The following is a 23897-nucleotide window of genomic DNA, read 5'->3' as shown; positions in this document are numbered from 1 at the left end:
ACAAATTTTACAGAGCGTACGAGTTGTCGTCAATGAAAAGTGGCCCAAAGCTCGTGAATTTTAGTCAGGTTTTTTTTGACGGGATGCTATCGAGAAGATTCTATTTAGAGACAAATCTGTCACAGCGACTCTTGAAATCTTCGAACATAAGACGGAAATCCTGGGTGTCCTTCAGAGTATCTGAACTAGCAGGTGCTCTTCCCAGCTTATCTTGCATAAGAGTGATGCGGTTTTGGTCGTTTTTGCAGACGCGGTCCATGATATTGACGTATTCTTTCACCGCAGCAACCGGATACGGAAGGCCCCAGGCCGATGAAATAAACAAAGCTTCGTTACCAGAAGCTTGAGGTATATCTTTTTCGTTTACCGCAAACTTCTCCAGGTCTTTTTTCAGACCATCAAAATGATGACCCACTTTGTAAAATTCCTGGATACCAAGTTCTTTTGAGATCGCTCCCACTTTCTGGTCATAAACCTTAGGGCAGTTTGAACGCGAGAAACCTTCCCCTGGAAGCATCTCCTGAAGAACCTTGCACTCAACCATATAAGCGTCTACTTCACCGCCACGGCCTTCGACCGTGCTTTTAATGAAGTCTTTTAAATGGAAGCGGGCATCGTATGGGTTAAAAGGCTCGCGATACGTGTAATGGGTCAGTTCGTGGGCGAAGTCCAGCATAGCATCCAGGGTCTTTAGGTGCTTATTCAAGTAGACCTTAGAGCGGGTCTCGTACATGACCTGGGCCGGGTTAGAAGCTGAAAAACGGCGGATCAGGGTCGTGTCCGTCAGGGACCCGTCGCCAATCGCAACTACATCAAAAAGAGTGTATCCCTGTTGGGCCGCTTTTTGCGTGGCCTTCTCAATGACCTTTTTGCCCGACGAAACGCGCTTAAGCCCCTCTACCAGGCGTTTAAAATTGTCTTCATCTGAACGGTTTTTCTTATACCAAGGTTCATTGAAATTGATGTCTTCACCAGCATCCAACATCTTCACCGCCTGCGCGTTGGCAGTCAGGGAAAGGGTCAGGGCGAGTAAAAGAATGGGAAGTAATCTCTTCATGTTCTGCCTTTATCGGAAGGCGATCTGAAGAACTGAACAGGTAAAATTTACAAACTTACTTGAGAGTGACGCTCAGGCATGTATGATTCCGCCATAACACTTTTCGGAGCCCATGCATGAAAACGACAATTGCCCTACTTTCATTGGTACTTTCTGCTAACGTTTTTGCTTACTCGCTTGCGGACTCAACCGTCCTGACATCAGCTTCTCCACTCCTTTCTTCAGCAACAACGTCAGGAACCATCCCTGAAAAACAAGCGGCAATGGTGATTAATGACTCTCAGGAATTCTTCCAGTCTGGCAGACTTTCAGTTTTTCTTTCACAAAAAATCAATGATGCAAAGGCAGTGAATGCTGGTGTTTCTGATGAAGAAGCGCTGGACATGTTAATCAACGAAGCTCAATCAATTTTAAACTAATATTATAAACCACAGGCGCAGCGATCCCGACACAACACTACTGCGCTCAAACTTTTGGAGACTTTATGAAAAAGACAATCGCTTTAATCGCTCTAGCTCTTTCTGCTAACGTATTTGCTTACTCTATCACTGATTCAACTGTTTTAACTTCAGCTTCACCACTTCTTTCTTCTGCGACGACTTCTGGTGAATTCCAAAAAGCTCAAGCGAACATCGTACTTAACGACGCTCAAGAGTATATGCAATCTGGAAGACTTTCTGCTTTCCTTTCTCAAAAAATTGCTGATGCACAAGCAATTAACGAAGGAGCTTCTGAGTCAGACGCTCTTGAGATGTTACTAAACGAAGCTGAGTCTATTTTAAAGTAATCTTTGATTTTTAGATTCTGACAGATAAGAAAGGCCGCGGTTGATTTTAATCCCGCGGCCTTTTTATTTTGGACGTTTTTAAGCGGCCTGTTTACCGTGAACTGTTTGATAAAGCTCTGATGACATTTCTTTTAGAACGTCAGCGCGGCTTGAAAGGTCTTTTGCTGCTTTTGCTACCGAGTGAGTTACCGTCGAGTTTTCATTCGTCGCTACATCAATCTGCCCCATAGCATTGGTAATCTCCTCAATCCCCTTTGACTGCTCACTTGAAGCTCTGGCAATCTCTTCGATCAGACCATTAACTTTTGTCGTATTTTCTACCACCAGATCAAACATCGTTCCGCACTTAGAAGCGACGGCCTGGCTCTTTTGCACTTTTAATTTTGCACTTTGAACGAATTTTTCTACGTTCGTTTTGTTTTCAGCAACGATTGAATCTACTTTTCTGATACTTTCATCAACGATCGCTGAAATCTCGCTTGCTGAGCGACCACTCATCTGTGCCAGGTTCCCCACTTCTTCCGCTACAACCGCGAACCCTTTTCCATTTTCACCAGCTCTAGCTGCTTCAACTGAAGCGTTGAAAGACAGAAGTTTTGTCTGGAATACGATGTCGTTGATCACTTTTGTTTTAGCTGCAATTTCATTAATAACCGAAGTAATCTCAGCGATACGGCGGTTCCCTTCTTCGATTGAGGCCATGATTTCTTCGTTACCACGGCTTACGTCATCTACTGACCTGATCATTTCTTCTACGGCCTCTTTCCCCTGGATAACTGTCTCATGGCTTTGTGAAGACACGTTGGCCGATGTTGAGCAGTTTTCCGAACTCTTTCTTACCATCGCTGTCAACTCTTCAACTGAAACCGAAGTCTCCTGAACAGCAGCGGCCTGTTGAGAAACCGCTGATGAAAGCGTCTCACTCGATCCGGCAACTTGAGAAGAAGTTGAAGCGATGTCTTTTGCACCATCGGCCAGCACTTCTGCAATTCTATTTAATGTAGATGAAATAGCGCGCGAGAATAAAAATCCTGTTGCGATAGAGAAGATAAATCCAAGAAGACCTAAAATAAGAATGGTCTTTTCTACAAAGTCGCTTTTTTCTTTTGCGCTTGCAACCCATTTTTTAGATTCTGCTTTTTGGAAATCAATCAGCTCGCCTAAAACTTTATAATACTCAAAGCGAGTCCCTTTAACAGATTCGCTCATATAATATTCCTGAAACAAATGCTTATCTTCCGCCTTTTGTGTTTGGGCCAGCTCTCTTCCTTTCTTTAAATCAGACTCAAGCTTCTGCCATGTTTTATCAACTTTTTCATAGAGCTCATGCTCGCCTGGAACAAACTCTGCTTTTCTGTATTCATCATCAAGCTCATGGTAAAGCTTAAGTGTTTCATCAAAACGACCAGCAAGACGCTTCATCTCTTTTTCGTTGTTACCAACCAACGCACTCTGAATCATCAAACTCATGACTTTATCAGAAGTTCCCTTCATCTCCTCTAGGATAATGGCATTAGGAAGGTTGATGTTGGCAACGTGTTCATACTTTTCACTAACGTGCTGTAGTCCTTGGTAACTAAAATAACCAACAACTGCTAGCGACACTGCAGAGACAGTGAAAGCTGCGCGCATTTTCCAGTTCAAACTTCTTTTTTCAAACATAAATAAAACTCCCCTACGACAGAGACGGTGGATTTTCTAAAACACACCATCGTAGTAAGTAGAGAAATACTTAAGTAAAAACCTCTTGAGTTTTTCTTATAAATGTAAGTGGATTTTTGTTTAAAAATTCTTCGCCGAATTATTCCAAACAAGAGCGATTTATAATTTTAGTAAACTAAGTGAACGGCTGTTGAAAGAAATCGTGAAAAATTGTTTGATTGATCGTAGCCTTTTATTTTGCTGACCATTTTTTTTCCGCGGAAATATATAAAGGTAGGCAAACTTTCGATGTCGTAAAAAGCAGCGATCTCCTCTTTGAGGTTGGGATTATCTGAAAGGTTTAATTCATAAAAAGGCATATCGTAATTTAATGAGCGAAGCTCCTGGATAGCACGCTCGCACTCAAGACTGTCGTCTTCAGTAATGATCAAAAGAGCATGCTCGATGATCTCTGCTCTTTTTAAAAAATCACTAAATGTCTTCAGCTTTTGTGCTCTCATTTCATTTGGCAGAGTATTATAAAACCCCACCGCATACTAGGGCCGGAAGTAGAACTATGGATAACTCCATATTTTCTGGAGGAATAGTTGAGTAAATCTTTTGGTTATCTAAAGCTTTCAGGGCATAGCTGATATCTAATTTTGAGATTTCACAATGCGCAGCAAAGGACTTATTTAGATCAGACCAAAATAATTTTTATCAGAGCTAAATATGAAATCAATATCTTTAATCGTGACTCTTTTTTTTGCGATTGTGACAAATACTGCAAGTGCAGAAATTGTCACTTGTTCTTCAGACCACGGGACTCAATGGGGTGATAAGCTGCCTGCTCTGGCCCTGGTGACTTTTGAGTTTGAAAAAAATGGAGCTCAAAGCTCAATGAAAAACGTCAACGGATTCGTTTTCGTAAAAAATCAATGGGAAGACGCTGACGATACAAGCTTCAACGAAGAAAACAGCTACCGCGGTTACTTTGAGTTTGATGAAGTCAAAGCTAATCCTAACTATCGCCCACTAAAATACAAAGGTCACGCGCAATTTAAAAAACTTTGATGCTCGTTTTACTGACGGACAAAAAAGTGGAATGTGGGGATCGTTTGTGATTGAACTAAAAGACACCAAAGAGTTTAAAGCTCACTACATCTTCCAGGCGGGAGATCACATTGGCGGAACTATTAAATTTACTTGTACAGAAGAATAAAAAAAGGCCGGTTTATCCGGCCTTTTTTATTTTTATGAATGAGCTGTTTTGCTGGTCATCATCCCTGAAAGAGATTTAATCACACCATCGAGTTTCTGAACCTGATCCTGCAACTCTTTTGAAGATTCTAAGTTCTCTTTGGAGATAACTGAATTTTGCGAACTCGATTGATCTAAAAGTCCCATGGCCTTTGAAACTTCTGAAATTCCTTTTGACTGCTCTTTAACTGCTGTTGTGATTTCACTGATAAGCGTATTAATGCTTGAGGCCTGAAAAACAATCTCTTCTAATGCACTTCCACACTTATTTGCAATTTGAATCCCTTGCTCGACTTTCTTTTTTCCGTCATAGGCAAGTGACTCTACTTTTGTCCTGTTTTCATTGACGATCACTTCAACTGTGTTCACGCTGTTTGAAAGCATGTCTGAGATTTCCTTGGCCGCATTTCCACTCATTTCGGCCAGGTTCCCGACTTCCTCTGCGACCACGGCAAACCCCTTTCCTTGCTCGCCTGCTCTTGCCGCTTCGACAGAAGCATTGAAAGACAGAAGCTTAGTCTGAAAGACGATATCGTTGATTACTTTTGTTTTCTCTTCAATGTTACCGATAACACGGATAATGTCTCCGATGCGCTTATTTCCATCTTCAATCTGCTTCATCATGGCCGTGTTACTGTTATTAATATCACCCATTGCCACAAGCATTTTTTCAATAGTCTCTTTTCCGTTGCTGGCCGATTCAAAACTCACGCGGGCATTACTGTCGAGCTGTCTTGAATTAGATTCTGTTGTTGTAACTGTGGCCGTAATTTCTTCTAAGGCTACTGCAGACTCCTGAAAGGCACTTGATTGTTGCTCAGTTGAGGCCGAAAGATTCTGAGCTGCTTGAGTCAGGTTGTCTGCTGTGCTACTGATGCGGCTAGATTCCTTAATCAAGTTACCGATAATATCTTTTAACTGTGCTTGCTGAGCTCTAATAACTGCCGCAAAAAAGATCAACAGAATAATACCAATCACGAGAGAAACAAAATTGAGATTCAGCGACTGTGATTTAATAGCACTAGCATTGATAGCAGATTGGGCAGAATCCGCTCTGACCAGATCTCCCAGAGTCCCTAACTCTTTTTCTAACGCTTCAAACTTTTCATTAAAGGCCGCAAGACTAGCGCGGGCCTTCTCCTCATCTCCACTAAGAGCAATATCGACGATCTCGCCTGCAGATTTCACATACTCTTCAATGCGAGGAAGGGCCGGTGCGATGGCCGCTCTGGTCTCAGGATGAATATTAAGCTTTTCAAGATTGCTGATATAATTTTTAATATTTTCGCCAAACTCTTTTGATTCATCTTTAGTTTCTTTTTTATCTTCTTCACTTCCTGTTTTAGAAACAAGGATGGCCCGATAAACGTTTGCCCTAATCCCATCGTGCATCATATCGGCAAGAATCATGTTACTGATACCTGGAAGTTGAACATCAACCAGGTCGTTTACCTGAGTGACAAACCGGTTGGATGTCCAAAACGCAATTGCGGCCGTTGTAATAAGAGTGATTACTAAAAAGACCATTAAGAGTCTTAATTTCGAACCAATTGTCATTGCCTACTCCATGAATATATGTGCTTTTCTCGGCATAAATAATTAAGAGTTAACTTAAGATTTGCTGGAAATAAAAACTTCACGAGATGTTTGGAATGATGAGTATATCTTACTTTGTCAAACAGTTGCCTTAATCGCTTGCGTATTAGGAAAGAGGGACACTACACTTTAAGACTAATCTTAAATTTCAAGGATGATGAAATATGAAATTTTTACTGCTCTCAACTCTAATGCTCTCTCTTTCATCACTTCAAGCTGCAGTCACGCCGACTGAGTTAGTGGTAAAAGTTAAAGCTGGAAAAACTCTTCCTGATTTTGGTTCACAATCAAAAGTTCAAAACCTTTTTGGAAATGTTTATGTTATCAGAAACAACGATGTTTCTGATTTAGAAAAGCAACTTAAGAATCACCCAAGTGTAGAATACACAGAAAGAAACTACCGTGCAGAGAAGTCACCTCTTCCAACTCCGGTACCGGCCCCAAGACCACCAGAAGAAAACAAATCAATGAATGCTCCTCAATTTAACGACCCACAAGTCGGAAAGATCTGGTCATTTAACGATGCTTCTCAAAACGGTGTTTCAGTTAATGCTGCTTACAAGATCCACGGAACAACAGCTACTGAAACAATCACTGTTGCCGTAGTAGACACAGGGATCGATACAACTCACGAAGACTTAAAAGACGTTCTCTGGAAAAACGAAGGCGAAATCCCAGGAAACGGAATTGATGACGACGGCAACGGATACGTTGATGACGTTTACGGGATCAACACTCTTGTTCGCGACTCTCAGGGGCGCGCAACTGGAAACAACAAAGACACGCACTCTCATGGAACTCACGTTTCTGGGACAATCGGTGCAAAACAAAACAATGGTATCGGGATCGCGGGGATCGCTTCAAACGTTAGAATCATGGGAATCAGATCTGTTCCAAACAACAGTGATGAAACTGATGTCGATGTAGCTGAGTCATTTATCTACGCTGCTAAAAATGGTGCTAAGATCATCAACTGTTCATTCGGTAAGAGATCAAATGAAGGTGGAAACCTGATTCCTGAAACTCTTAAATTCATCCAGGACAACTACGGTGTTTTAGTTATTGCTGCTGCCGGAAACGACTCTAGCGATATCGATAGAACTCCGACTTACCCGGCAAGCCACAAGAGTGATAACCTTCTCATCGTTGCTAGTACATCTAACAGCGGTGGAATGAGCTACTTCTCAAACTACGGTAAAATTGGTGTAGACGTGGCAGCTCCAGGTTCAAGCATTTACTCGACAACTCCAGGCAACAGATATGAATCTATGTCAGGAACATCGATGGCCAGCCCGACGACGGCAGGTGTAGCTGCTGAAGTTCTTTCTCACTATCCTAATCTGACTCCAGTTCAACTTAAACAAGTGCTAGTGGACTCGGTAACAAAGGTTGACCGCTTCAAAGACAAAATGGTTGCAGGCGGACGCATCGACCTTCTAAAGGCACTGGAACTAGCTAGAACAATCAAGTAATTTTTTAATCGTTATTATTGTCTTCTGAGTGATTAGAAGATTCAGTCTGGGGAGCTTCGGCTCCCTTTTCTTTTTCCCCTTCCTCTTCACTATCAAACTTCAAAGAAAAAAACTCTTTCGATTTTTCTTCCGGAGTCTCTAGTTGTTTGATCTCAGCTTTTGGTTCAGGAGCTGCTGCCACTAGTGTAGGCGCTCTTCTTCCCATAATCTTGCGCTGGCGATTGGAAATATAACGGCTCGGTTTATCGATTCTAAACCTGATCGGGTTGGGTAAAACAGCGGCCATTAAAGCGGCCTGGGATGAATTGAGTTTGCTTGCCGGTTTTTTAAAAAACTTCTGTGCAGCGGCCTCAACTCCGTAGACCCCTTTACCTAGTTCAATTACATTTAAATACACTTCCAGAATGCGCTCTTTTGGCCAGAAGAATTCGATAAGAACCGTGAAATAAGCTTCCATTCCCTTTCTCAGCCATGAACGCGAAGGCCAAAGAAAAACGTTTTTAGCTGTCTGTTGCGAGATTGTACTCGCCCCTTTTTTCTTCTTATGAGTCTTATTGTACTGCATGGCCTTTTCAATGGCCTCGAAGTCAAAACCGTTGTGCTGATAGAACTTATAGTCTTCGGCCTTGATCACCGACTGCTGCATTGATTTAGAAATTTGAGTAATAGGCACCCATTTCTTTTCAATCCCAACAAACTTATCTTCAGTAAAAATTGATACTGTTGAACGCCAGAACATTAGTGGAGTGTAAGCAACTGGAACAAAGCGGTAGAATAAAACGACAAAGATGCTCAAGCCAAAGCAGAAAAGACCCAGGCGAATAGACCAGATAAATAGTCGTCTTATCGGCCCCTTCTTTTTAGGGCGCGGAGGTGTTTCAGGAATTGCATCACTCATAGTAATTATGAGGATACCATTAAACTAAAAAAGCGCAGAAATTATTTTAAGTTGGCCACGACTTCAAGAAGCATTGGCACTAATCTTCTTAACTCTTTTTCATCCTCTTTAGGAAAGTGAGAAAGGACTTCATCTTCAAGCTCTGTCCTCACCTTTCTCACCTTATCAAGGATGCTCTTTCCTTTAGGTGTCAGAGAAATAAACTTAGACCTGCGGTCGTTGGGGTCCACTTCGCGCTTCACAAAAGTCAACTTTTCTAGTTTATCGATGATTTTAACAATCGTCGCCTTATCAATGCCCATCTCCTGGCCTAGTGTAAGTTGATTGGTTACTACGCCGGTACTTAGTACATAAAGAACGGCACATTCAGGTGTCCCTAAATTGTAAAAAAGATGGTTTCTCTTTTCCATCAAGGCCTTATAAAGCACAGCAGACTTATAGAGGCTGTAGCCAAAGAAGGTCTTGAGCCCTGGATGAACAGTGGTTTCAAGACTTTGCGCGATAAAGAGTTTGTTCTCAACTTTTTTTGTTTTTGTTACTTTTTTTCCCATGAATAGATTCTACCACAAATAGTTTGCTTCGCAAACGATTTGGGAGTAAAACCATCTTAGACGAGGTTTTTATGCAAAAAAATATAAGATTACATGCCCTTACTTACGGCGCGGCGATGCTTCTTACAGGCACAGCTCATGCCCTAACATTACAAGACGCTATCAACGAAGCCCTAAACACTTCTCCTGCTGTAGAAAAAGCAAAGAGTGCAACACTAGAAGCAAAATGGAAAAAAGTTGAAAACTATTCTGGTTTTCTTCCTACTGTTTCTGCAAACGCTAACTATCTTTTTGATAAGAAGTACGCGCTGACAAATGTGAGATTAGGAAATGCGACGACAGATACAATCGTTCCGCAAATCGTTCCTAATTCACAACTGACGTTAACTGGAACCTATCCCCTGTTTGAAGGTTTTTCGAGCGTGAACCGCTACCAGGCTGCCAGCGAAAGCTACAATGCTGCTGCCAATGAAGAAAAATGGAATAACTTTAAAACAGAAATGGATGTCACACTTGCCTATTACAAAGCGCTGGCAAACAAAATCCTTAAAGATGTTGCTGCTCAAAACTTAAAAGCTCTTCAAGATCATTTAAAAGATGTGAAGCTCTTTAAGCAAAGTGGTATGGCAACAAACTATGATGTTCTTCGTGTTGAAGTTCAGGTTTCAAATGCTGAATCTGATCTATTAAATGCAGATGACAATATCGCTATCAGCAAACACAACCTGCTTGAGATTTTAGGCAAAGACTCAGGGGCAGTTGATGTTTCTGGAGATCTTCCGGTTTTAGATGAAAACCTGATGAAAAGTATCACGACAGCTGACATCCATAACAGAAATGATATCCAGGCCCTAAAAGAAAGAGTAAACGCTCTTTCTTATGCTGATAAAGCACAAGATAGTTTCTGGGTTCCACGTATCGCAGCTTTCGGTCAATACCAATACTACAACAACCTGAATGACTCTTTAACGGATACAGACAAATACCGTTCTGCTTACCAGGTTGGATTACAACTTTCATGGAACCTCTTTGATGCCGGTGTTTCATTCGCTCGTTCTAAGCAAACGACAGAGCAATTTGTTCAGGCCGAAAAAACTTACCGTATCACTGAGCTAAAAGCGCAAAAAGACCTGGAAGTATGGAAGAGAAAGTACAATTATTATGCTTCTTTATATAAGGCGAGAACAAACGATATCGCGAAATCAAAAGAAAGTGTGCGCCTTGCACGCGAAGGACAACGTGTTGGCGCAAGAACAAACACAGATCTTCTTGATGCAGAAGCAGATTTATACAAATCACAAGCTGGTGCAGTTAATGCTCAGTTAGGATACATTGAAGCTTTAATCAATCTACAAACAGCAATCGGACAAAAAATTCATACATTTTAATTAAAAGAAGGACGTGACCCATGGACGCAAAAAAGAAAAAGATATTATCGATCGTAGGAGCAGTAGTAGTCGTTGTTGTCAGCTACCTGACTTATGAACACTTCGCTTACGTAACAACTGACAACGCTCAGATCTTCGGCCATAGCGTAATGCTGGCGCCAAAAGTTTCTGGTTACATTACATCGGTTAACGTCGTTGAAGGACAAAAAGTAGCTAAAGGCGATGTACTTATTAACATCGACCCACGCGATTACGAAAATAACCTAAAACAAGCTAAAGGTGAACTATCATCGGTTGAAGCGAGAAGAAGAGACGCTGAAAGAAACTACCGCCGTTTAGTAGACCTGCTTTCTAAAGGCGCTGTCTCTCAACAACAATTTGATACAGCTTCTGCTCAATATAATGATGTTAAGGCCAAGTATGATGCTATCGCGTCTCAAGTTTCTCAAGCTGAACTAAACCTTTCAAACACTAAAATTGTCGCTCCGACTGATGGATTCATCGCTAAAAAATCAGTGGAAGTTGGACAGCTGGCAGCTCCTGGCGTTCCTCTATTGGGATTTGTTGATTCAGGAGAAAGATGGATCATCGCCAACTTCAAAGAAACTGAAGTTGAAGGGATTCGTTTAGATGCAAAAGTTGAAATCGACGTCGATGCGATCTCTGGAAAAACATTTGAAGGAAAAGTTGAAAGTATTTCAAGTGCCACTGGGGCAACATTCACTCTTCTTCCACCAGACAATGCTACTGGTAACTTCACAAAAGTTGTTCAGAGAATTCCGGTAAAAATTAAGATTGAAAACGTTTCAGCAGAAGACATTGTGAAATTAAGAACAGGGCTCTCAGCATTTATTAAAGTACACAAACACTAGGTAGATATATATGGAGACGACAGAAAACTCTAAAGCTCCGCTTATCATATTTGTTGCCGTCCTTGCATCTCTTCTGGAGATCATTGATACCTCAATTGTAAACGTCGCTTTACCTACGATGATGGGTAACCTGGGTGCCACGCTGGAAGATATCAGTATGGTTATTACGGGTTACGCGATCGCTAACGCCGTCGTTCTTCCTCTTTCAGCATGGCTGGGAGAAAGATTCGGACGAAGAAACTATTACCTGGGTTGTATCGCCCTATTCACCATAACATCTGTGGCGTGTGGACTTGCGCCCAATCTTGAATTCCTGATTATCTTCAGAATCCTTCAAGGTCTTGCCGGAGGAGCCTTACTTCCGACTTCGCAGACGCTTATTTATGAACAATTCCCAAAAGAAAAGGCCGGTATTGCTGGTGCTATCTTCGGGATGAGCGTAATGGTTGGTCCTGCCTTGGGTCCAGTTTTAGGTGGATACTTAACTGATACACTTGGATGGAGATCAATCTTCAACATCAACCTTCCACTAGGGCTCCTGGCGCTGATGGTAGGTGCTGCTTGTATCTATGACGTCAAACACGAAGAAGGACACAAAAAAGACTCAGGCTTCGATGCCCTGGGGCTTATCCTTCTCGTTGCCGGAATTGGGTGTCTTCAATACGCTCTTGAGCGTGGTGAAGCGGATGACTGGTTTTCTTCTAAACTCATTACAACATGTGTGATCACTTCCCTTATTTCTCTGCCTACTTTTGTATGGTGGGAATTAAGAGTTAAAAATCCGATCATCAACGTACGTTTATTAAAAGAGCAAATTGTTGTCAACGGAACAATGCTAATGGGGCTTCTGGGATTTTATCTTTATGGAGTTCTTTTCGTTCTTCCAGTTTTTGTCAGCAACGTCTTTAGATACACGGCCACTCAAACCGGTGAACTCTTTATTCCAGGCTCGCTGGTAACCATGGCCCTCATGCCGCTCATTGGACGCATGATGGTTGGTGGAGTGAGTGTTAAAAAACTTATTTTCGTAGGTCTTACAGGACTTGTTGTCTGTATGCTGCTTCTAACTCACTTATCTCCTCTTTCATCGAAAGAAGATATTCTGCACGCTCTTTATGTGCGTGGGTTTGCCCTTGCCTTCCTGTTTGTTCCAATCAACTCTGGTATCCTGAGTCAGTTTAAGGGACATGCGATGGGACAAGTTTCAGGTCTCTTGAATCTTTCAAGACAGATCGGAGGAAGTATCGGAATCGCCATGGTTGGGACACTTCTGACTATGAGGAGCCACCAGAACTACGTCGACCTGGCCTCAAAAGTTTCACTTTTAAATCCGACAACTCAACAAGTCTATTATCAAGGCACATCGAGCATGACGAAAAAAATGTCGAGTAGTGTTGGAATGATTAAAGAAGATAAAGCTGCATTGACGTCAATAAAGCACCGTCTTGACGGACAAGTCTTTATGATGAGTTTTAATCAGTTGATGTGGATCATCTTAATTGTCTTTTCTCTCTCGTACATTCCTTGGTACTTCTTAAAGTTAAGAGTTAAGCCAACCGGTGTTGTCGACTCGCACTAGACCTAAAGTTCATTTGCAATTTTCATACAATTCGCTATACTACTTAGTTGTAGTATAGCGACCAATTATGGAAACATTGTGGAAAAGCTTATGGTTAGAAAATCTCATCTCTTAATGCTCACTCTCTCATTTTCTTCTGCTCTTTTTGCTGAACAAAAATTAACTTTTGAAGACTCGATTGCTCTGGCAGTTAAGAGTAACTTGGAAGTGCAGGCCTCTTATGAAGCCCTCAAAGCTTCACAAGTTGATAAAAAAAGTTCTCGTTCAGCGTTCTTTCCTAAGATCTCAGCTGCTCTTTCATATGAGAAATCTGAAAATGAACCAAAAAATGGAGCAACGACTTCGACGGATGCTTACAGTGGTTCAATTAATTTAACTCAAAACCTTTTTAATGGTTTTCAGGATTATGCCAATTTAAAAATTGCAGACAACAAAATCCTGACTGAAGAGGCGAATCTGCAGGAAACGAAGTCACAGATTAGTTATGACTTAAAAAATGCTGTGGCCAATTACTTTTATGCCAAAGACTCCCTTAATCTTGCAAAAGACATAAAAAAAAGAAGAGAAGACAACCTTCGTATGGTTGAACTTCGTTTTGAAAGTGGAAGAGAAAATAAAGGATCTGTGCTTTTGTCCAAGGCCTATCTTGAACAAGCAAAACTTGATTTACTTAAGGCCGAAAATGCGATGGAGACAAGTTTAATATTTCTAAGACGAGTTTTAAATCTTCAGGAAAATGAGCCTGTGGTGATCACAACAACTCCAACATCTCTTGTTCCATCGACTCCCGATTACGATTCGCTGATTGGAAACACTCCAACCGCAAAAAAATTTAAAGCGACACTGGCAACGGCCAATGCCACTTTAGAATCAAATAAATCTGGATTTTACCCGGACCTCAATGTCAGCGCCTCTATCGGTAAAACAGGAACAGATTTTTTTCCGGACGATAACAAAAAATGGGCAGCAGGCGCCACTCTTTCTTGGTCTCTCTTTGACGGTGGGAAGGACTTCTACTCTACCAACAGTGCAAGTCTTTTAGTTAAGGCGGCAGAAAAAAGATTAGAAAATCAAAACATGGAATTAAGAAGAGTTTTAATTCAAAACTATACTTCTTTTAAAGAGGCCACTGAAACAGTTAAAGTGAGTTCGGCCTTTTTGGAAGCAGCGAAGGTGCGTGCAGATATTGCCCGCAGTAAATACAACAACGGACTTTCAAACTTTGATGATTGGGATTTAATTGAAAATGACCTGATCACCAAACAAAAAGATTACACACAACAAATCAGAAACCGCCTGATCGCTGAAGCAGCTTGGGAACAAGCTCAGGGCACTGGAGTTATTCCGTGAAAAAATCTCTCATTATTGGGATCGCCATCGTTATTATCGCAGGGGTCGGATTTACGGCCTATAAAAAAAGTAAAAAGCCCACGACTTCATACAGTGAGTATGCTGTTACGAAGGGAGATATTGCGCTGACCATTCTGGCCACAGGTACAGTTCAGCCCAAAAATCGTCTGGAGATTAAAGCTCCGGTCGCAGGAAGAATTGACGAAGTTCTTATTCAAGAAGGCTCTAAAGTAAAAAAAGGACAAATCCTGGCATGGATGAGTTCAACTGAAAGAGCGGCCATGCTTGATGCCGCCAGATCAAAAGGCGAAGACGAATTCAAAAAATGGTCTGAACTCTATTTACCTACACCAGTACTCGCTCCTATCTCTGGAACAATTATTTTAAAAAGTGTTGAACCAGGACAAACGTTTACAGGAACAGATGCGATTTTTACAATGTCCGATCACTTAACAGTAAAGGCCAATGTCGATGAAACAGACATCGCTCAAATTAAATTAAAAAGCTCGGCGACGATAGTTCTGGATGCTTATCCGAAGGCGCCAATTAAAGCGCGTGTTGACCAGTTAGCTTTTGATGCCACGACAACAAACAACGTGACGACTTATACTATTGATGTCCGTCCGGAAGAAACACCTGAATTTATGAGAAGTGGTATGACTGCGAACGTGACCTTTGATGTAAAAACCAAAACCAATATTCTCCTTCTCCCAAGTGAAGCGATGAAAGTTGTCGATGGAAAAACATTAGTCTTAAAAAAGAATCTAAATGCTCCTCCTGCTGAAGTGGCCATCTCTACTGGTATTTCAGATGGCAAGAGCACGGAAGTGTTAGAAGGACTTGCTGAAAACGATGTCATCCTGATTCAAGATTATTCTATTGGGGATGGCTCACAAACTTCTACCAATCCTTTTGGCCCAAAATTCCCAAAAGGAAGTAAAAGGGCAACTGGTGGCGGCGGACCAAGGTAAGAGGCCATGATTGAAATAAAAAACATTACCAAGTCTTTTCAGATGGGCGACACAAAAGTCGACATCTTAAAAGGAATCTCTCTAACTATAGAGCGCGGTGATTTTGTCGCAATCATGGGGCCGTCTGGTTCTGGAAAGTCAACACTAATGAATATTCTGGGATTATTAGACATTCCTTCAAGTGGTTCTTACCTGCTAGGTGGAAAAGAAGTTGCCGTTTTAAGCGAAGATGATCTTGCACTTATCAGGCGAGGAGAAGTTGGATTTATCTTCCAGCAATTTAATTTGCTTCCAAGACTAGCGGCCTGGCAAAACGTCGCTCTTCCTCTCATCTACTCTGAAGGCAAATTAAATTTTTCCAAGGCCGAAACTCTTTTAGGAAAAGTGGGACTCTCTGACAGGCTTTATCACAAGACTAACGAAGTCTCTGGTGGTCAACAACAAAGAATTGCCATCGCCCGCTCTCTCATTAACGAACCACGAATTATTTTTGCCGATGAACCTACTGGAAATCTGGACTCTAAAAGTGAAAAAGAAATTTTGGCCATTCTTAAAGACCTGAATGCCCAGGGAATTACGGTTATTATCGTAACTCACGAAGATGAAATCGGCAAAGAAGCAAATCGCTTAATCCGCCTGCGCGATGGTATGATTCAGTCAGATGAACGTTTCAGACCTTTTACAAAAGCTCCTGAAGTCAAAGCAAAAGAATCAGAAAATAAATTTTCGTGGAAAGAAATCATCGAACACTTTGCCCAGGGCTATAGAACTCTTGCGGCCAATAAAGTGAGATCCATTCTTTCTATGCTGGGGATCTTAATCGGAGTTGCTGCCGTTGTGGCCATGCTCGCTCTGGGTTCTGGCGCCCAAAAATCAATTGAAGAACAACTCTCTTCAATGGGCTCTAACCTCCTTGTTCTTCGTGCCGGAAACGTCCGCGTAGGTGGTGTTGTTCAGGAATCGGGAACCAGAATTAGAATCACAATTGAAGACTCAAAAGCGCTCAAAGAAGAAATCCCGGCGATTGCCGATGTTTCACCGAACGTCACTGGGCGCGGTCAAGTCACTTACTTAAATAAAAACTGGAACACATCTGTCGCAGGAGTCTCTCCAAGCTATGCCAGAATGAGAACCTCTACTCCTGATTACGGACGATTTTTTTCTGAAGATGAAGCTCAACAAAGAGCACTGGTGGCCGTTATCGGACGCACAGTTGCCCGCGAACTCTATGGTGAAAAAAATCCAATTGGAACAATGATTAAAATTAACCGAATCAATTTTTTAGTCATCGGGCTTCTTCCTGAAAAAGGTGCGGCCGGACCTCAAGATCAAGATGATCGCATTTTAATTCCGGTGCAAACCGGAATGTATCGCCTCTTTGGAAAAAACTACGTGGACTCAATTGATATCCAGGTAAGAAATAAAAACGATATTGATGATGTCCAAGAAAGTGTGAAGGCCGCGATGGTCAAACGCTACCGTATTCCTGTTTCAACTTCAGATGATGCTTTCCAGATTTTCAACATGGCCGAATTACAAAATGCCATCAGTCAAAGTAGTAAAACTATCTCTAGCCTTCTTGCAACGATTGCCGCCATCTCACTTGTTGTCGGTGGAATCGGAATCATGAACATCATGTTGGTTTCGGTCACCGAAAGAACAAAAGAAATTGGTTTAAGAAAAGCAATTGGTGCCATGAGATCAGACATCTTGATGCAGTTTTTAACTGAATCAGTTCTGGTAAGTTTTCTTGGAGGTTTCATGGGAATCGTTCTTGGCTGGGCGATTACTTTTGCCATTTCACTGTTGCTAGGATGGAACGCAACGATTTCGTGGGACTCAGTTCTTCTGGCCTTTGGATTCTCAGTGATGATTGGGATTGTCTTTGGGATTTACCCAGCTCACAAAGCTTCTAAACTGCATCCAATTGAAGCCTTGAGATACGAGTAATTAAATTTCTTCTCGAAGCTTCATAAGGAGAAGCCCAAGTTTATTTTTCCCTGTGCGGTCGCCACAGTCCCCCCAGTAACAATCATTTTTTGTATGCTCATACATAAATGTTGTACCTGTCGACTTTAAAAGAATTCTTAAACTTTCGTACTGGTAAAGTTTTGCTCTCACCGCTGTTTCCATAGCGATGTCTTTATAAGTGTCCCAGTCTTCTCTTTTTGGGATGTTTGGATCGCGGCCCATAAGAGCGGCTTCCATCGGCGTTTTTGCTCTTCTCACTTTTTCCATTAATTCAGGGTCAGTGTATTTGTGGGCCTGGTAATAGTGTTCACTCGTCGGCCAGTCCACTCCATCAATGAATATGGGAAATAAAGCGAAGTTTGAGAACTCTCCGTAGGCATCTTTAACTGAATAAAAATCCAGAATCTCTTTGGTGTATGGAGTGGCCGGAGTTGGTGGATAATTATCGTAATGAGGGGCCCCTGCAAAAACAGAAGCGCAACCAAAAAATAAGGCGCTTAGAATAATCAAAAATTTCATGGCGAAATTATTCCAATAAACTCACCCATGAGCAAGCTCTAAAAAATCTCCAACACTTTGTGTCTACACAAGATTTCAATCTTTTGGTTGTGCTCATTCCTTGTTACACTAAAAAAGTTCAAAATAAGGAAGAAAAAATGCAGTTATTTATCATTACCGGTACGACAAGGGGTCTGGGATTTTCACTGGCAGACCAGGCCCTAAAAGCAGGACATTTTGTTATTTCTCTTTCCCGTGAAAGTGCTTTTAAAGCACCTAACTTCATTAACATCAAACACGACCTCACAAAAATAAAAGGTATCGATAAAAAATTTCTCACCGCTTTAAAAAAAATCGATATAAAAAAAGTGAAGGCCATTCACTTAATCAACAACGCTGCCATTATCGGCCCGATAGAAAGTGCAGAGCATTTTTCTTTGGAGCAAATTGATACTCATATGCAAGTTAATGTCGTGGCCCCTATGTATTTAACGTCGCTGGTGCTTAACACTTTTAAAAAGAAAAAATGTTTTCAGACTTTTACCAATATCAGCTCCGGGGCTGCCGTAAAAACAATCCCGGCCTGGTCCCTTTATTGTTCGGGAAAGGCAGGCCTTCGCATGTTTACTGATTGCTTGGCCGACGATTACAAAAAAACAAACAATTTTCGTTTTTTGGACTTTAGCCCGGGAGTTATGGACACTAATATGCAGGCAACTATAAGAAAACAGAAGTCAAAGGCCTTCAGCAGGCTGGATGATTTTAAGCAATTAAAAGAAAAGAATTTGCTCCTTTCTGCCGATAAGGTAGCGATGGCGCTTATGGAAGTCCTCAAAGACCCAAAGGCCATTGATAAAACTCACTATGACATTAAAAATTTACTATGAGGTTTTTATGAAAAAATACTTAATTCTTATGCTAGTTCTTGCCGCATGTTCACCAAAACAACATGTAAAAACAAAACGCGAGATTTCTTCATACAATAAGCGCGGACTATATTTTGAAGACGTCACCGATGAATCAGGTATCCCAAGTGACATGGCCTCTTCTTCTATCATTGCCGGAGACTACGACAATGACTGGCGCGTGGACATCATTGCTAAAGACCGTCTCTTCAGAAACATTTCGGGAAAAGACATCGCTTTTGAGGATGTCACGGTCAAGGCCGGTTTGGATAAACTTTCAGGTTATCCGGTTTTCATTGATATCAACAATGACGGGCAACTCGATATCATCACGACAAAAGGAATGGTTTTCATTCAGAAAAATAAAGTCTTCATGAACATGACTCAGCAGTATGGGCTGAGACTTCCGGAAAAGGCCTACACTCTTTCTTTTGCAGACGCTAACGGAGATGGTTTTGCCGATCTTCTAGTTGGTCAGTCAGAAAACCAGGAAAATAACGCCTTCTCTTTTCTGCCGGCTAAATTCTATTTAAATATTGCAGGTAGAACATTTAAGGAAGACCCTTCTCGCTTTAACTTGGCTAAATACCCGGCCTACGTGCGCGGGATGCAATGGGCGGACTTCGACAACGACTATGTCAATGAAGTGTATTTTTCTAACTACCGCTTAAAGCAAAACTTCCTGTTTAAAAAATCAGGAAACACTTATGTCGAGTCTGCCCCTAAGTATAAAGTTCAAGGCGATTTTGACTCGAAAACTTTTTACGATGCCCATCTTAAAAAATCTTTCGGTCCGCAATATGGACACACAATTGGTTCAGTCTGGGCCGACTTTAACAATGATGGAAACTTCGATTTATGGGCAGCAAACCTGGTTCATAAATTTGTAGGAACGACCAACGGCGGAGGATACGATTACCGCGGCTATATTTGTGATGATTCCAAAATCTATAAAAACTCAGGAGCTCCTGACTACAAGTTTACTGATGTAAGAAAACAATCAGGCATTCCAATGAAACCCATTGGCGATTTCAGCGCTTACAAAGGTGATGAACTGTGGTCGCAAATCACGGCTGCAGACTTTGACAATGATGGGCTCATTGATACCTATGTTTCTCAAGTCTATAAGTTAAACTACTCTTACTCTCTGCTCTTTAAAAACCTCGGGAACTTCAAGTTCAAAGATGTTGGAGACAAAGAGCCTATCCGTGTTTACGACAGCTATGGTGGAATTTGGGCGGACTTCAACAATGACGGTCGCATGGATTTAATTAATTCAGGAAGAGAGACTCCAGAGAGCGATCAAAAGCTTCAAGTCTTCCAGAACATTTACAGCAATCCTAAAAACCACTATGTCAAAATCAAACTTGTGGGGATTGCTTCAGGAAAAAATCCAGTGGGAACTCAAGTGAGAGTGACTACTGACAAAGGCGTTTTCCTAAGACAGTTTGAAGGCGTCACGGGAACACTAAGCCAGCAAAACGACCCCGTACTGCACTTTGGTCTGGGGAATTCTAAGGTTATCAAATCAGTTAAAGTTAGATGGAACTCTAAAAAATTGATGAATGTAACCGGAGTGACGATGGATAAAACCTGGGTAGTGACTGAACCGAAATAAAAAAAATTTTATTTTAAACAACTAGAATATTTTTAAGAGATAAGCATGAGTATTACCAAAGAAAGAATGATCGAACTTGCCCAGGGACAGCTGGAAGCTTACAACCAGCGCGATATCGAAAAATTTGTCACTTTCTACCACCCTAAGGTTCAGGTTTTCAGGCTTGCTCAAAACGAAAAAACCTGTGACAACATCGAGACTTTTAAAGAGATGTACAGAAAGAGATTTGAAGAAAATCCAGCGCTTCACTGTGAATTAAGAAGCCGCGTAATCTTAAATGACTCTGTCCTCGATGAAGAGTGGGTCACCGGTGCAGGACCTAACCCATCACACGTTGTGGCCATCTATGGCTTCTGTGACAATCTCATCAGTCACGTTTGGTTTGCCCGCTAATAAAACAAAGAGACCGTTTTAGTCGGTCATAGCGTGGCCCATCCTGCCCGCTACATCTGACTTTAAGAATCCGTTAGAATTTTGTTTAGATATGGTTAGTATCAAACGGAGTTCTAATGGATAAATTGCTAAGACCTAAAACCTCTCTTCTTCTGGCGATGTTGGTTTTTCTTTCTGCGTGTGCGAATGCTCCGCTAAGAAAAACAGCTTCAACACTCGATGCACCTCCCCTCGTACAGGTTCTTCCTAAATTAACCAGTGATGATGGAGAGCTCCTGAGTGAAATTAAAAAAGCACTTAAAAACCGCACAAAAGGAAAAACGGATGAGGAGTTAACTGCGGCCGCAACTAAGCTGCGTGACTATCTTCTGTTCTTAGGTTTAACAACGAGAGATTTAAAAAAGGCCGAAGCCGAAGTGACTGTAGGAGATGAGACTCCTTCAACAAATAAAAAAGTCTCTCTCAAAGATAAAATCAAAGATAAACTTTTTGATTTGCCTCAAACACAACAACAAGGCTCTGATGACAACGATACTGGCGGTGAAGAGGAAGATAAAACTCCCTCCAACTTAAGAGCAGTATTGAGACTATTTATTGCTTCGACTCAATTTCTTGATTGCTCAAGCATGATTGATTGGGAATGCTTAGAAAAAACTCCAACTTTTAAACCGACTGCCGATTTCCGTATCGAAAAATCAGACCTGAGCTCCCCTGTTCATGCCGGCGAGTCTCTGGATATGGATGTTTATTTTACTGAGGCCTGGGACAAAAGCCCACGCGCGGGTGTGGCCGATCGTTTCGCTGAAAAAATCAAGGCCGATGCTGATAAGAGTTTATCTCTTGCGATGTATGGAATTGATGACATCGAAGGAAGTATGAGTGGTGTGTATCAATCCATCCTTGATCGCGCAAAATCTGAAACAAAGGTTCGTGCCGTTGTCGATGTTATGGGTGTAGAAAGAAGCCAAGGCCCATGGGTCTTTAGCTATGTGAATCGCCCTGAATATGCCGACAAGTACATTTTTGGGAATTCAAAAAATCCAGAGACTCCCGACAACATGCATGTGACCTTCCAATACGACGGCACTCCTCACTTCCTGCGTGAAATGAACGCGGGAATTACCAGTGAAGAAGAGGCCCGTGCCCGCGTTGAGTGGTCATTTCCAAAAATCATGCACAACAAGTTTGCTGTTTTAGAAAATAGCGATGGTGATAAATCAGTTTGGACAGGAACTGCCAATATTTCTAAAAACTGCATGGGACTTGAGGCCAATGCCAACATGTCTGTTTACATCAGAAACAACTCGATCGCAGAAGCTTTCTTAGATCAGTTCAATCTCATGTTTGAATTCGACAAAGGCCTGGCGGTCAAGAGTAAACTCGTGACAAATCCAGGTGAAAATGAGCCGTCGCTAGCTGGAAGATTCCACCGTTCAAAATACCCGGTAAGTAAACGCCTCTTCACTTTTAACGACGGAACAAAAGTTCGCGTGCACTTTGCCCCAACTGACGACGCTGAACATAGAGTGATCCTGCCTATGCTTCTTTCTGCAAAAGAGGGAGATGAAATTAGAATTTCAATGTTTGGTGGTACAGGGTATGAAATCGTAAGAGCTATGCAGTACGCTGCTGCTAAAGGCGCCAATGTCCGCATTGCTTTTGACAGACGCTTAGGTCACGGTCTTACTTCATGGATTAGAGATGCGGTCTTAAACGTGAATATGCCCAACCCTTATATTGGAAAAGTGGGAAGTGATGTAACTCCAGGCAAAATCAGCTACCGCGTAAGCACATGGACAGGGAAAAACCACTATAAGGCCGGAACACTCACCAGAAAACGCGCTGACGGAAGCATGCATGCAGAACAAATTATTGTAGGATCACAAAACTGGAGCTCCGGTGGAAATGACTATAATGATGAAAACCTGATCTCCATCCAGAATCTGGAAACGGACGTGAAGGCCGCTGAAATGTTTAACCAAGAATTTGACACTCGTCTTTGGGTTAAATCAAAAGACGAAAAACCTCTTCCACCAAAACGACTATAATCTTTTGTAATGTCCATGTAATATACTTACATGGACATTAACCACAGAACACTTCTATTCTACTTTTTTAAGAAATAAAAAAGCTCATCCAGTTTTGCCTTATCCATTTCATGTAGCTTGCGATCATTGTTAAACGAAATGATCTCTCCATCTTTAGGATTTTTAAGTGCTCGGGCGATGTCTTCACTTCTTAAAATATGTAGGACAGGAACAGGCGCTCGATTGACATAATTGCCAACATGATCAAAGTCCGTTTCTTCAAAAACAAACTCGGGATGAAAAGCGACTAATTGAAACACATCAGAAAGTTCTGCTTCTTCCAGCATGTATTCCAAATCGCCAACAAAATCATTAAAGACTCTGAAGTCGCTTGAAGCATTTGTGTAAGCAATTAATGTCGTAGAAACCTCTGAGCTTTCAGTCTGGTTTAAATACTCCAACTCTTCTAAGAAAAACCCGACTTGCCCCTCTTCCGTAGAGTCCTGGCATTCGAGCACTCTGATTTGTCCGCGTTCATAGGGAATGCGGGCAAAAGGGCATAAATCAAGGCCAATAACGATGGTACGAAGCCAATAGTTTGTGAGGGTTAGAGTGTTTTCCATGGAAATAATACTATCATGGCCTAGAGGGGTCGACAAAGTGCATATTCTTATGGCAAAGTGCCCAAAAATCAGAAGGAAAAGACTATGACAGAAGCAATCGTACCTCCACAACCAGCAAAATCTCACCGTGTAACTCTAAGCTTAGCGTACCGTGAATCGCGTATGGATAACGTTCTTCTTCAAGCTCTTCGCGACCAAGATGAGAACATGTCTTTAAAAAACATTTCTCGTGGAGCTCTTAAAGAACTTTTCAACAATGGAAAGATTCAAATCAAAGGTCAGCGTGCAAGAACATCTTCAGCTCTAGCAAAAGGTGTAACTTACGTTGATATTTTAGGCTTCTAAAATACTCACCTAAAACAGGCAAAATTCCCTAACTCCATTATTCATGTCGCTGCCTTTGAACGTGATTTCTGTACGTTAATTCTGGCATTTCACTT

23 protein-coding genes are annotated in these 23897 nt (G+C 41.7%); 15 read left to right on the top strand and 8 right to left on the bottom strand.

Annotated features, from left to right (window positions below):
• Positions 1-100 precede the first annotated feature (100 nt).
• Positions 101-1057: a hypothetical protein gene (locus ACN20O_RS14575; protein WP_491634646.1), complete on the bottom strand. Its 957-nt coding sequence runs from the start codon at positions 1055-1057 to the stop codon at positions 101-103.
• A 116-nt stretch (positions 1058-1173) separates the two neighbouring features.
• Between ACN20O_RS14575 and ACN20O_RS14570 the strand changes: the two genes are divergently transcribed.
• Entirely contained in the window at positions 1174-1476 is a 303-nt protein-coding gene (locus tag ACN20O_RS14570) for a hypothetical protein (RefSeq protein WP_491634645.1), read from the top strand.
• A 65-nt stretch (positions 1477-1541) separates the two neighbouring features.
• Complete coding sequence (locus tag ACN20O_RS14565) at positions 1542-1844, top strand: hypothetical protein (protein ID WP_102243097.1); 303 nt, start codon at positions 1542-1544, stop codon at positions 1842-1844.
• A gap of 78 nt (positions 1845-1922) precedes the next feature.
• Here the strand turns inward: ACN20O_RS14565 and ACN20O_RS14560 are convergent, their stop codons facing one another.
• A complete protein-coding gene (locus tag ACN20O_RS14560) occupies positions 1923-3506 on the bottom strand; it encodes a HAMP domain-containing methyl-accepting chemotaxis protein (RefSeq protein WP_491634644.1) in 1584 nt (527 codons plus the stop codon).
• 167 nt (positions 3507-3673) lie between these two features.
• Positions 3674-4006: a thioredoxin family protein gene (locus ACN20O_RS14555; RefSeq protein WP_491634643.1), complete on the bottom strand. Its 333-nt coding sequence runs from the start codon at positions 4004-4006 to the stop codon at positions 3674-3676.
• Positions 4007-4217: 211 nt separating this feature from the next.
• Here ACN20O_RS14555 and ACN20O_RS14550 point away from each other — a divergent pair, with 211 nt between their 5' ends.
• Entirely contained in the window at positions 4218-4559 is a 342-nt protein-coding gene (locus tag ACN20O_RS14550; protein ID WP_491634642.1) for a hypothetical protein, read from the top strand.
• A gap of 180 nt (positions 4560-4739) precedes the next feature.
• Here ACN20O_RS14550 and ACN20O_RS14545 read toward each other — a convergent pair whose 3' ends face one another.
• Positions 4740-6302, bottom strand: coding sequence for a HAMP domain-containing methyl-accepting chemotaxis protein (locus ACN20O_RS14545; protein WP_491634641.1), 1563 nt, complete (start codon positions 6300-6302; stop codon positions 4740-4742).
• Between the two features lie 203 nt (positions 6303-6505).
• Here ACN20O_RS14545 and ACN20O_RS14540 point away from each other — a divergent pair, with 203 nt between their 5' ends.
• Complete coding sequence (locus ACN20O_RS14540; RefSeq protein WP_491634640.1) at positions 6506-7813, top strand: S8 family peptidase; 1308 nt, start codon at positions 6506-6508, stop codon at positions 7811-7813.
• A 4-nt stretch (positions 7814-7817) separates the two neighbouring features.
• On the opposite strand, the gene mtgA is transcribed toward ACN20O_RS14540, so the two are convergent.
• Together mtgA and ACN20O_RS14530 are read right to left on the bottom strand one after the other, a co-directional pair.
• Positions 7818-8711, bottom strand: a complete 894-nt coding sequence (gene mtgA / locus ACN20O_RS14535; RefSeq protein ID WP_491634639.1) for a monofunctional biosynthetic peptidoglycan transglycosylase — start codon at positions 8709-8711, stop codon at positions 7818-7820.
• Positions 8712-8752: 41 nt separating this feature from the next.
• On the bottom strand, positions 8753-9262 hold the full coding sequence (locus ACN20O_RS14530) for a MarR family winged helix-turn-helix transcriptional regulator (RefSeq protein WP_491634638.1): 510 nt from the start codon (positions 9260-9262) through the stop codon (positions 8753-8755).
• A 71-nt stretch (positions 9263-9333) separates the two neighbouring features.
• Here ACN20O_RS14530 and ACN20O_RS14525 point away from each other — a divergent pair, with 71 nt between their 5' ends.
• The 6 genes from ACN20O_RS14525 (at position 9334) to ACN20O_RS14500 (ending at position 17372) form a co-directional block, all read left to right on the top strand.
• Positions 9334-10650, top strand: coding sequence for a TolC family protein (locus ACN20O_RS14525; protein ID WP_491634637.1), 1317 nt, complete (start codon positions 9334-9336; stop codon positions 10648-10650).
• A 20-nt stretch (positions 10651-10670) separates the two neighbouring features.
• Positions 10671-11522: an HlyD family secretion protein gene (locus ACN20O_RS14520; protein WP_491634636.1), complete on the top strand. Its 852-nt coding sequence runs from the start codon at positions 10671-10673 to the stop codon at positions 11520-11522.
• Between the two features lie 10 nt (positions 11523-11532).
• A complete protein-coding gene (locus tag ACN20O_RS14515; RefSeq protein ID WP_491634635.1) occupies positions 11533-13101 on the top strand; it encodes a DHA2 family efflux MFS transporter permease subunit in 1569 nt (522 codons plus the stop codon).
• A gap of 90 nt (positions 13102-13191) precedes the next feature.
• Positions 13192-14451: a TolC family protein gene (locus ACN20O_RS14510; RefSeq protein ID WP_491634634.1), complete on the top strand. Its 1260-nt coding sequence runs from the start codon at positions 13192-13194 to the stop codon at positions 14449-14451.
• Positions 14448-15422 (top strand): efflux RND transporter periplasmic adaptor subunit, encoded by a 975-nt coding sequence (locus ACN20O_RS14505; RefSeq protein ID WP_491634633.1) that lies wholly within the window; start codon positions 14448-14450, stop codon positions 15420-15422. Before ACN20O_RS14510 ends, ACN20O_RS14505 begins: the two co-directional genes overlap by 4 nt.
• A gap of 6 nt (positions 15423-15428) precedes the next feature.
• Positions 15429-17372 carry an ABC transporter permease gene (locus ACN20O_RS14500; protein ID WP_491634632.1) on the top strand — a complete coding sequence of 648 codons (1944 nt, stop codon included), beginning with the start codon at positions 15429-15431 and terminating at the stop codon, positions 17370-17372.
• Here ACN20O_RS14500 and ybiA read toward each other — a convergent pair whose 3' ends face one another.
• A complete protein-coding gene (gene ybiA / locus ACN20O_RS14495; protein WP_491634631.1) occupies positions 17373-17912 on the bottom strand; it encodes a riboflavin biosynthesis intermediates N-glycosidase in 540 nt (179 codons plus the stop codon).
• 137 nt (positions 17913-18049) lie between these two features.
• On the opposite strand from ybiA, the gene ACN20O_RS14490 reads away from it, so the two are divergent.
• The 4 genes from ACN20O_RS14490 (at position 18050) to ACN20O_RS14475 (ending at position 22855) form a co-directional block, all read left to right on the top strand.
• The gene (locus ACN20O_RS14490) at positions 18050-18778 is read left to right on the top strand and encodes an SDR family NAD(P)-dependent oxidoreductase (RefSeq protein ID WP_491634630.1); all 729 of its coding nucleotides are present in this window, start codon (positions 18050-18052) and stop codon (positions 18776-18778) included.
• A gap of 7 nt (positions 18779-18785) precedes the next feature.
• Positions 18786-20414 (top strand): CRTAC1 family protein, encoded by a 1629-nt coding sequence (locus ACN20O_RS14485; protein ID WP_491634629.1) that lies wholly within the window; start codon positions 18786-18788, stop codon positions 20412-20414.
• A gap of 45 nt (positions 20415-20459) precedes the next feature.
• Positions 20460-20807: a nuclear transport factor 2 family protein gene (locus ACN20O_RS14480; protein ID WP_491634628.1), complete on the top strand. Its 348-nt coding sequence runs from the start codon at positions 20460-20462 to the stop codon at positions 20805-20807.
• A gap of 116 nt (positions 20808-20923) precedes the next feature.
• Positions 20924-22855, top strand: coding sequence for a phospholipase D-like domain-containing protein (locus ACN20O_RS14475; RefSeq protein ID WP_491634627.1), 1932 nt, complete (start codon positions 20924-20926; stop codon positions 22853-22855).
• Between the two features lie 59 nt (positions 22856-22914).
• Here ACN20O_RS14475 and ACN20O_RS14470 read toward each other — a convergent pair whose 3' ends face one another.
• Positions 22915-23457 carry a DUF1415 family protein gene (locus ACN20O_RS14470; RefSeq protein WP_491634626.1) on the bottom strand — a complete coding sequence of 181 codons (543 nt, stop codon included), beginning with the start codon at positions 23455-23457 and terminating at the stop codon, positions 22915-22917.
• 84 nt (positions 23458-23541) lie between these two features.
• On the opposite strand from ACN20O_RS14470, the gene ACN20O_RS14465 reads away from it, so the two are divergent.
• Complete coding sequence (locus ACN20O_RS14465; protein ID WP_491634625.1) at positions 23542-23802, top strand: hypothetical protein; 261 nt, start codon at positions 23542-23544, stop codon at positions 23800-23802.
• Positions 23803-23897: the final 95 nt, after the last annotated feature.

Source organism: Bacteriovorax sp. As-1 (assembly GCF_058446905.1).
The sequence above is the reverse complement of the archived record's forward strand: the minus strand, read 5'-3'. Positions and strand labels throughout refer to the sequence as shown.